The 10,189-nt window shown below is 41.4% G+C and carries 7 protein-coding genes and 1 pseudogene; 5 read left to right on the forward strand and 3 right to left on the reverse strand.

Annotated elements, in window-relative coordinates:
• Positions 1 to 499 precede the first annotated feature (499 nt).
• The gene (locus LC586_RS31560) at positions 500 to 2,290 is read left to right on the forward strand and encodes an iron uptake porin (RefSeq protein ID WP_229489388.1); all 1,791 of its coding nucleotides are present in this window, start codon (positions 500 to 502) and stop codon (positions 2,288 to 2,290) included.
• Positions 2,291 to 2,927: 637 nt separating this feature from the next.
• Here LC586_RS31560 and LC586_RS31565 read toward each other — a convergent pair.
• Positions 2,928 to 3,089 (reverse strand): hypothetical protein, encoded by a 162-nt coding sequence (locus tag LC586_RS31565; RefSeq protein ID WP_229489389.1) that lies wholly within the window; start codon positions 3,087 to 3,089, stop codon positions 2,928 to 2,930.
• Positions 3,090 to 3,794: 705 nt separating this feature from the next.
• Here LC586_RS31565 and pip point away from each other — a divergent pair.
• Together pip and LC586_RS31575 are read left to right on the forward strand one after the other, a co-directional pair.
• Positions 3,795 to 4,745, forward strand: coding sequence for a prolyl aminopeptidase (gene pip / locus LC586_RS31570; protein WP_229489390.1), 951 nt, complete (start codon positions 3,795 to 3,797; stop codon positions 4,743 to 4,745).
• A 12-nt stretch (positions 4,746 to 4,757) separates the two neighbouring features.
• Positions 4,758 to 4,901 (forward strand): annotated as a pseudogene (locus LC586_RS31575) (peptidoglycan-binding domain-containing protein); the annotation flags it as partial.
• 467 nt (positions 4,902 to 5,368) lie between these two features.
• Here the strand turns inward: LC586_RS31575 and LC586_RS31580 are convergent.
• Positions 5,369 to 5,800 (reverse strand): NUDIX hydrolase, encoded by a 432-nt coding sequence (locus LC586_RS31580; protein WP_229489391.1) that lies wholly within the window; start codon positions 5,798 to 5,800, stop codon positions 5,369 to 5,371.
• Positions 5,801 to 6,196: 396 nt separating this feature from the next.
• Positions 6,197 to 7,174 (reverse strand): RsmB/NOP family class I SAM-dependent RNA methyltransferase, encoded by a 978-nt coding sequence (locus LC586_RS31585; RefSeq protein ID WP_229489392.1) that lies wholly within the window; start codon positions 7,172 to 7,174, stop codon positions 6,197 to 6,199.
• Between the two features lie 175 nt (positions 7,175 to 7,349).
• On the opposite strand from LC586_RS31585, the gene LC586_RS31590 reads away from it, so the two are divergent.
• Positions 7,350 to 8,768, forward strand: a complete 1,419-nt coding sequence (locus tag LC586_RS31590) for a DUF2157 domain-containing protein (RefSeq protein WP_229489395.1) — start codon at positions 7,350 to 7,352, stop codon at positions 8,766 to 8,768.
• A gap of 449 nt (positions 8,769 to 9,217) precedes the next feature.
• The gene (locus tag LC586_RS31595; RefSeq protein WP_229489393.1) at positions 9,218 to 9,928 is read left to right on the forward strand and encodes a GDYXXLXY domain-containing protein; all 711 of its coding nucleotides are present in this window, start codon (positions 9,218 to 9,220) and stop codon (positions 9,926 to 9,928) included.
• Positions 9,929 to 10,189 lie beyond the last annotated feature (261 nt).

The following is a 10,189-nucleotide window of genomic DNA, read 5'->3' on the forward strand; positions in this document are numbered from 1 at the left end:
AAGTAGACTAAAGATTTTTGGATATATATTTAGTCATCAACAGAAGACTTTCGCTATTAGCAAGGAACTGAAGTTCCTTGCGGGACATAGCTTTTACGTTAAGTTGACACCTATGGGCATGCCGTGCCCCTACACCTTGCGATTAATTTTGTACCGCATCTGAGTGGGAACCGCTATAACACCCAAGGGTTTCAAGCCCCCACATCCTGATTATTGACGAGACAATCTATAAAAGCTGATTTTAGACTGGCTTTTCCGGTGTTTACCTTGATTTTCAAAGCATTGGAGCATTCGGAACACCTATCAAAGTTTCGCTCCTTTAAAAATAGTTTGCTGATAGCTCTAGATGGGACAGAATATTTTTGCTCAAATCAGATTCACTACCTATATATTAAGTCACTGGAATCTGATAAGATTTCCAACAAGTACAATAACTGCTTGTTCTCTTTTTCTTGAAGCCAGTCATTTCGGGCCTTTTTTGGGAAAGGAAAATAAAAAAATGTCTCATCTATTGTGGAAAACTCTGGTACTAAGCCCAGTAGTTTTGGGAGTGACGGTGTTGGTTTCCGCTAGGGCTATGGCTATTAAAGTACCAGCCTCTTCTGAAGATATAAATGCAAAAGTTGCTCAGGCAGAAGCACCAATAGCTTCTAGTGCTTCAATATTCATCCAAACACAACCAAAAAATCAGCAGTTGGTTGCCCAAAAGACTGATGATAATAAGGTTTTAGAACAAGTTAACCGCTACAGCAGTGAAGGCAAGAACCAAAATTCACTGTCTCAAGTCACATCAGTTTCTCAATTTTCTGATGTACAGCCCACTGACTGGGCATTCCAAGCTTTGCAATCCCTGGTTGAACGCTACGGTTGTATTGCTGGATACCCCAATAGCACTTACCGTGGCAACCGGGCATTGACCCGTTATGAATTTGCCGCAGGTTTGAATGCTTGTTTAGATCGAGTTAATGAACTGATTGCCACAGCAACGGCTGATTTGGTGACAAAACAGGATTTAACAACCCTCCAACGTTTGCAAGAGGAATTCTCGGCAGAACTAGCAACTCTGCGTGGCCGAGTCGATGCTGTAGAAGCACGAACTGCTGAACTGGAAGCAAATCAGTTTTCCACTACTACAAAATTGGTGGGTGAAGCCATTTTTGCCGTTACTGATGTGTTTGGCGGTAATACTGGCGATGCGAACAATACTGTCTTCCAAGATAGGGTACGTTTAGACTTGCAAACCAGTTTCACGGGTAGAGACGTTTTACACACCCGTCTTGCAGCTGGTAATGCAGGAGCCTTTTCATTAAGGGATAACGCTAATGGGGTTCTCAATAGTGCTGAAGGTACACAAACATTTCAACTCGCCGGTGGAAGCACCAATAACAGTGTCGTTATAGACTGGCTGGCGTATTACGTACCCATCGGCCCAGCCCAAGTTTACTTGGCGGCCACGGGAGGTATTCATAGCGATTATGTTGCCACTAACAACCCTTACTTTGAGGACTATGATGGCGGTAATGGTGCTTTGTCTACCTTTGCTTCTGAAAGTCCCATCTATCGCATTGGTGGTGGTGCAGGTGCAGCACTAACTTTACCCTTTGGTAGTGGTGGCAGTTTTTTCAAACCAAGTTCACTGACTGTAGGCTACTTGGCATCAAATGCTAATAATCCTGGAGTAAATCAAGGTTTGTTAGAGGGTAACTATGCAGCTCTTGGACAGTTGAACTTTAGTGTTGGCGATCGCTTGGCGATCGCTGCTACCTACGTTCACGGGTATCATGGTGCTGGAAGTATCGGTTTATTTGATGCAGGTGGTGGTTTGACGACTGGCGCTAGCCCCGTCGTAGGTACTGGTCAAGCTAACAGCCTAACTAACAACCTTACTGCCTTAAACGCATCTTCCAGTAATTCCTATGGTGTGTCGGCAGCCTTCAGACCCAGCGACAAACTGTCAATTAGTGGCTTCGTTTCTTACCACGATGTCACAGGCTTTGGTGCAGATGATGATTATGAAGCTTGGAGCTACGGAGTTGGGATAGCCTTACCGGACTTCGGTAAACAGGGTAACGTTTTAGGTATTTTTGCTGGCGCAGAACCATATTCCTTTAACCGGACAGGTGTTGCTGCTGGTAATGATATACCGTATCACTTTGAAGGTTTTTACAAGTATCGCGTATCAGATAACATCTCAATTACCCCTGGTGTCATCTGGTTGACCTCGCCTGGTCAAAATAGCGGTAACGACGATGCGATTATCGGTACGCTGAGAACAACTTTCACCTTTTAAAGGTTTACAGCAAAACCGTCAAGAATGCAGAATTCAGAATTCTGAATTCTGCATTCTTCTTCAATTTTTAGTTTTTAATTAGGGACTTCCAGAAAATAAATAATGGGAGGTTCCACCTCCCTTAAATCAAAGAATAGTTAAGGGTGTTTTCAAGTTTTGTTAATTTATCCTACTCATACACATTATTACGCCGTGTGCAACTTTTACTCAAACCTAACCCCCCAACCCCCTTCCCTATGAGGGAAGGGGGAAAATTCAAAGCCTCTCTCCTTAAAGGAAGAGAGGAATGGAAGTGAGGTCAAAATATTAAGTTGCACATCGCGTATTATTGCATAAAGGTGCGATCGTGGTTGCGATGATGGAAAGTAGTTGGTCAACCGCTTCACAGGCTAAAAAAGTGGCGGCAACGCTAATCGAGACTACATCAAAATCCGGCGTTACGGAAACAGTGCTGAGTGCTGAGTAATATCAAGTTCGGGTGATTACTTATAATAAAATCTATCAATGTAGGTTGGGTTGTAGCAAGATCCCCGTAGGGGTACGGCAGTGAAACCCAACATTTATAAGTGTTTAAGCGAACCTGATATAACTAGTGCTGAGTAAAAAAAAGCAATAATCGCACGGGCTAAACGCTTGGCTACCACTTCGCTACAATTCCTTTGAGCCAATTATTATATTGCCGTTCTTGCATAACGGCCAAGAGTCTGCGACGCCGAATAGCCCGCACTTCTCTACGAGACGCTGCGCGTAGCTTGCTTCCCCGTAGGGGTACGACAAGCTCAGTGACCATCGTAGACATCGCCTTTCTTATTTTAATTTATAGTATATTTTTATACTTTTTAATAGCTTTAGAAGTATTTTTACATAGGTTTAGGCATGAGGAATTGGTGTAAATTTTTGTGCGATGTCTCTTGACTCGCCCCTTTGTGTCTACGCTTTGCATTGGTTCAATTGTTGCGACGCCGAATAGCCCGCACTTCTCTACGAGACGCTGCGCGTAGCTTGCTTCCCCGTAGGGGTACGACAAGCTCAGTGACCATCGTAGACATCGCTTTTGTGTTTAATAAAAGCAAGTTTGCTAAGTTCCTATATTAAATTCGGACAGTCGTTGATTGAATTCGGGCAGTTGTTGATTGAATTCGGACAGTCGTTTACTGAATTCGGACAGTCGTTGATTGAATTCGGACAGTCGTTTACTGAATTCGGACAGTCGTTGATTGAATTCGGGTAGTCGTTGATTGAATTTGGGCAGTCGTTGATTGAATTCGGGCAACCCCCAAGAATTTACATAAAGCCATTCAAGATATTTGTGATAAATAAATCAATTTATACTGAATAATGCAGGTGTCAAGTAACCACAGTTCTTCTATCAGTTGTCGCCAAATACTGCTCTTATTACCAAGATTAGAAGATAATCTTCCTTGTGTAATACGATCGCGCCAACGATCTGACAACTCAGGGCTGGCGCGATCGCTATGACAATATTACTGATAAAATATCGAAAATGCGAGAACTTTACCCAGCGATCGAGCCTTACTTAGAAGGTAGTTTACAGGTTTCTGACCTTCATACCATTCATTTTGAAGAGTCAGGGAACCTGCAAGGTCAACCCATCGTTTTGCTGCATGGGGGCCCTGGTGGTGGATGTCCAGCTTTTTATCGGCAATATTTCCACCCCGAAAAATGGCGGTTAGTCATGTTTGACCAGCGCGGTTGTGGTCAAAGTACGCCCCATGCAGAATTACGAGAAAACACCACTTGGGATTTAGTCAGTGATATCGAAAAACTGCGCCAACATTTAGGTATAGAAAAGTGGACAGTCTTCGGTGGTAGTTGGGGTAGCACTTTATCATTAGCCTACAGTCAAACCCATCCCTCTCGATGCGCGGGATTAATTCTCCGTGGTATCTTCATGCTGAGGCAAAAAGAGTTGCGATGGTTTTATCAAGAGGGTGCTAGCTATATTTTTCCTGATGCTTGGGAAGAATATCTCAAACCAATTCCCGTAGATGAACGTGATGATTTAATCGCAGCATATTACAAGCAATTGACCGATGAAGATTTAGAAATTCAATTAACAGCAGCGCGTGCTTGGTCAATTTGGGAAGCTAGTACCAGTAGACTTTTTTTAGACCCAGAACTCATGCAAAAGTTTGGCGAGAGTGAATTTGCTTCAGCTTTCGCACGTATTGAATGCCATTACTTTATGAATAAGGGATTTTTTGAAACAGAAGATCAATTACTCTTAAATGTAGACCGCATTCGCCATATTCCGGCTGTAATTGTTCAGGGACGCTATGATGTAGTCTGTCCAATGATATCAGCTTGGGAATTACATCGAGCTTGGCCAGAAGCAGAATTTATTGTGGTTCCTGATGCCGGGCATTCGATGAGTGAACCAGGAATTTGTAGTGCTTTGATTGAGGCAACAGATAATATAGCGCTTCTTAATTGACAGCAATTAAAAAATATTGGATTATATACTGATGCCATTGATGGGAATTTTACTGAGTCAGTTAAAAACGCAATTGTTAGTTTCCAAACATCTAAGAACTTGCAAGCTGATGGAATTGTCGGTATAAAAACTTGGATAGCCTTATTGTGGATTTAAAACGGATTGTACACTCAATAAATAGATCCATATTCACCATCAAATAAATGTAAACATAGGTGATGTTTTACATTTAATGTTTACTTGTTATAATTCAATACGGTTCACTTAATAAAATTGTAGGTTGGGTAGAACGAAGTGAAACCCAACAAAGTCACGGAAGTGTTGGGTTTCGTTCCTCAACCCAACCTATGTAGAAGTTGAGTTTTAGGCTTAACTGAACTGTATTGTGTTATAATTAGCGATCGCAGTTGTTTTAAATATAGCTACTGATTGAAAATGTCTCAAGTTGCTTCCAGGGCATTTCAATAAGTAGCTAGCCATAAATCAATTTAAGTTTGTAGTAAGGACTTTAGTCCTAAGAAACCTTGCTATGAGCGATAAATCGCTCACTACAAACTAGGACTTTATTGGATGTTTAATTATGCATAATTAATTTATGTATGTTTTTATACGGAATTAGCATCTCAAAATGCACAAAAATGAGATTCGACCTGGAAAAAACCTTTAAGGATTCGTTTGAGTGAATTAAACTTAACCCGCCTGATAGCTTTAGTCACTTCTACCCACTGCCGTTTTCTTTTACTTGCTTCTGGATAATCTTCACTCAGCATATCAACTGGTAACAAATACATCTTAACTCGGTAAATTTTGCCTCGTTTGCGGTACTTGTAACTACCGAGTTCATTGGTGTCTACCTGCCCAATTACCCCTGCTTCTTCCCACGCCTCTTTGGCTGCTGAAGCGGGCGGACTCATGCCATTAGGAATATCTCCTTTCGGAATTACCCAGTGTTGAAAGTTACGGGTTGTGATTAGCAAGATTTCGACTTTGCCATTGTTCACTCTATAAGGAATCACCCCAGACTGTTTAAAGACTTTGCTGATTTTTCGACTCATGTAATTTATATCCTTTACGGTCTAGCTTTTTTGTACAATGTTTATTTCAAAAAGTCGAGAGATGATACCGGATAAATTTTAGTTAACTTCAGGTTATAAAAAGGTTAAAAAATTTTCTTAGCCATAAAAGTCAATTATTGAAAGTTATTGATTATTGAAGTAGCACCGCACATCTATGCACCCCTACCGCAGAGCGGAAGTCAAAAGTCACGCATAATTGTATTCCAAGCTCTGGCGCCATTTGAAATGGTATGCTTATTTCCGCCGTGCTGTACTAGGCTTGTAATTTTACAAATATAAAATCAACTGCTGTAAAATGTGTATTTCTGATGGCTGATTGACAAATGCAGCACTATTCAAAATATTAGATATTCTAGCTTAATGCTATAAATTTAACTAACTTGACTTTTTCATATTTTGATAGATATACAACGAAGATATTGTATTTAAATCTACTTCTTTCCGCTCATCTTGATCTTTATCTTCATTAGTATTTTTAAACAGTACTGTAAACGCACCAGCACCTAATCTATCCTGAGGAAACATCCGATAACAAGGCATTTTAGTTAAATGTGACTGATATTTGGCTAAATTAGTAATTTCTATTCCCTGAAACTGAGGAAAGCGTTCCAAGAACCATTCACAAACTTGCTCATTTTCTTCGGGTGAATATGTGCAAGTCATATAAGCAAGATAGCCTTGTGGTAAAACAAGTTTAGCTGAGTTTGCTATGATGCGCTTTTGTCTATTTGCACTCTTATTAATAGCAGTTGGGTGAAAACATCCGGGTGCTTTTTCACCTTTAGCTAGTAAAGATTGTCCAGTACAAGGAGCATCTACTATTACTAGATTGCTAGAGTCGGGAAACATTTCGGCAAATATACTAGAATCTCTATTAACTACTGCACTAGGGCTAATCTGGCAACGCTTCAAATTAGAAATTAGCATTCCCAGACGTTTGCCAATTACTTCATTACTGATGAGTAAGTCAGGTTGTAAAGCTTTCCAAGCGAAGATACTTTTACCTCCTGGTGCGGCACACATATCAAAAACTAAACTTACTGGCACAGGAATAGCTAACAAACTAGTAGCTGCAAACACTGAAGAAAAATCTAAACAATAGAAATATCCTTGTTGATGCAAGGGATGCTGACCAGGTTTTTCTCCTAAGCATAAACGGTCAGTAAATTGTGGTTGCCAATAGGTTGGTGTTTCCACTGTCAAAGGCGAAATTTCTGGCTTTTCTTTACACCAAAGAATACTCGGTGAAAAAGGCTGAGGATTCATTAAAGCCTTAATAAATTTTTCTTGATCATCTAGATTATTGAACAAACGCCGCGAGACTTTAAGTAATAAATTAGAAGGTTTTTCCATGTAGATTATTAATTACGAATTACGAATTACGAATTATGAATTAGCTTGTATCAAAATCAAAATAAAACTGTTACACAAGAACAATCTAATTAAGGCTTTTGGCTTCATACTCAAAATATAATGACCGCCATTGGGAACGCAATGGCCAAGCTACCCCACTGCACCGGAGAAGGTCATGTTCTTAGATAGTTTTCCGCAAAAATTACGCAAAGAAGCACAATTATGGAGGGATGAAGGATTAATTAGTTCTTCGCTGTATGAGCAAATAGCAGAACGTTATCAATTTAAGAACTTGGAAGCTGCTGCACGCGATCGCAATAAAGCGATCGCGATTGCTATAGGCGGCATACTTTTATGCTTAGGCATAATTACCTTTGTAGCAGGAAACTGGCAGGGAGGATCACGAGAAGTCAAGTTTATTTTGATGATAAGTTTGTTTTTTGCGATCGCGATCACTGGTTTTTACAATTGGAGACCACCTGAAGGAAAGAAGCCACAAAAAAGCAAACGCCTACTGGGAGAGGGGTTGCTAATTTTAAGCGCCTTCATTTTCGGTGCGAATTTACTGCTGATGGCCCAGATGTTCAATATTGCTGGTTCAGCTTCCCAACTTTTTCTCGCCTGGGGGTTGGGTGTTGTGGTGATGGCCTTCAGTTTGTCCTTAAATTCTTTAGGAATTCTGTCAATTATCCTCGTGGAAATCGGCTATTGGACAGGATTAGAAGATTTGTGGTACGCTTCAGGTGAGTTAACTTGGTCGCGCCTAGTGGTGCAGCACATGCCTTTATTGGCATGGCTAGTGTTTGTACCCTTAGCCTACTTCTGCCGATCGCGTTGGATTTTTGGTCTAGCAGCCTTTGTCTTTGCTAGTTCCTTACAAGCCAACCTCAATCCTCTGCCACTGCTGAATTATGCTGATATAGCCCCTTGGGTGGCATCTTTTGCTTTTGCACTCCCACCTGCATTATTCTGGAGTTATGATGACTTGCTGTTTCCAACCATAAATTACAGGTTGTTTCAATCTTTGGCCCGTAATTTAGCGTTGGTAAGCTTCGGCATTGTTTTTTACATCTTGTCTTTTCGTTGGGTCTGGGAATCTCCAAATTATGGTTATAATCAGCCTACGAATGTGACAAACTTATTTGAGTCTCTGCCGATTATCGATTTGGGAATTCTCAGTGGCTTGGCGGTATTGCAATGGTTGTTTCTACTGCGTCAAAGAAATAACCCTCCACGCCGCGAAGTGATTTTCACGACTGCTGTCATTAGTACCTTCCTTGTCTTTATTACCCTAGTACCTTTTTGGCATCAAACTATCAGCCGGATTGATGAACTTGGTGTTTTTATTTTCAATGTACTTCTAGCAACATTAGCCTGGGGACTAATTCAAGAAGGATTGAAATTAAGCAACAGAAGTTCCTTTTGGGGCGGTATGTTGTTAGTAACACTGCAAATTATCAGTCGCGTGCAAGAGTACGATACCGATTTACTTTTCAAGTCCCTAGTCTTTGTTTTGTGCGGTTCTGCTTTAATTAGCGCTGGACTCTGGTTTGAACGCCGCTTACCTGGTGGTAGCTCTGCAAGTAAAAAGTAGTGCAAATTTTAGATTTTGAATTTTAAATTTTCGTGAAGCAGCGCGGTCTTCTCACATTGGGAGAGGCTAACGCCAAGGGGGTTTCCCCCATGAGTCAATACGCTTGGCTTTGTGAAAAATTGCTTTGTTGGGTTAAGCAAAGCGCAACCCAACAAAGCCCCGGAAATGTTGGGTTACCCTGCGGGATCTTGCTACGTTCCTCAACCCAACCTACACAGTTTAAGGTTTTTAGCGTTAACTGAACTGTATTGCCCCATGAGTGACTGCTGAACCCGTTCGCGCAGCGTCTCCCCTTGGGAGAAAGGATTGAATAAAAAATCTAAAATCTCAAATCTAAAATCCAAAATTCTGAAATCTCTGTGCGTCAAAGTTTTTAAAGTTTCTCTGCGTCAGTCCTAATCTCGTTACTTTTGACCTCCTCAATACCTCTGCTTTTTAGGACTACGCTCATGACTAATAGTTCTTCTGAATCTAAAAATAAAACCTTGTCTCCCGAAGCCGAATTCTCTAGTAAGGTGACTTTTCGGGATTACTTGATTGCTAGTGAACAAAAATCGAATAAGCCCTTACCTTTTTGGCGGTTACTAGCTCCCCTGGCGCTGCAAACAGGGCTAATTATGGCAGTACCAGCCCAAGCGCTTTATACAGACGTGACAGGTAAGACGGTGATTTTGCAAACCGTACCTGTAGAACCTAACAATGTGCTAGAAGGTAACACCTTAGACTTAGATTACAACATATCCCGCACCGCAAATTTGAGCAGATTGCCTGGTTGGCAAACATTAGTCAGCAAAGGTCGTGGAAGTGGCAGAAGATTGCCTGAAGGAACTAACATTTACGTGACTTTGCAAGAGCAACTATCCTCTGGCCGCGGTGTTCCTAGAGCTTGGAGGCCGTTGCGAGTAACTAGCGATCGCCCCACAACTCTTAGAGCCAATCAGGTAGCCTTAAAAGGTGTTTATCAAGATGGCTCTGTTAACTACGGCTTAGAAACATATTACATCCCAGAAAACCAACGGCAGCAGATTAGGAACGACTTGCAAGCCCAACGCGCCCGCAGAGGACAAGTACCACCCATTGTAGTTAAGGCGAAAGTTGATCCACAGGGTAAGGCAGTCCCAGTTAGTATGTGGGTGCGCGATCGCAACTATCGCTTTTAAGCTGTTAGACAAGTAAACATTGCATATTTACACGCAAGGTTTGTCTCCAAAGTTCTGAGCATCGGCTTCCGGCGCTCAGACTTCTCTGTTTGTCATTTATAAATACAAATGAAACGAATATAAAGCATTTAATAATTTAACGTGTCGCGGAAGTCCCCACCTTCAATGTACTCATAAGGTGGGGATAGGGAGCGGGGGATGAGGATTGCATCTGGAATTGATTTTTTGCATAAGCAAAAACAAATTTCGGATGTATGACGA

Origin of the sequence: Nostoc favosum CHAB5714, from assembly GCF_020829495.1 — a bacterium.
GTDB lineage: Bacteria > Cyanobacteriota > Cyanobacteriia > Cyanobacteriales > Nostocaceae > Nostoc > Nostoc favosum.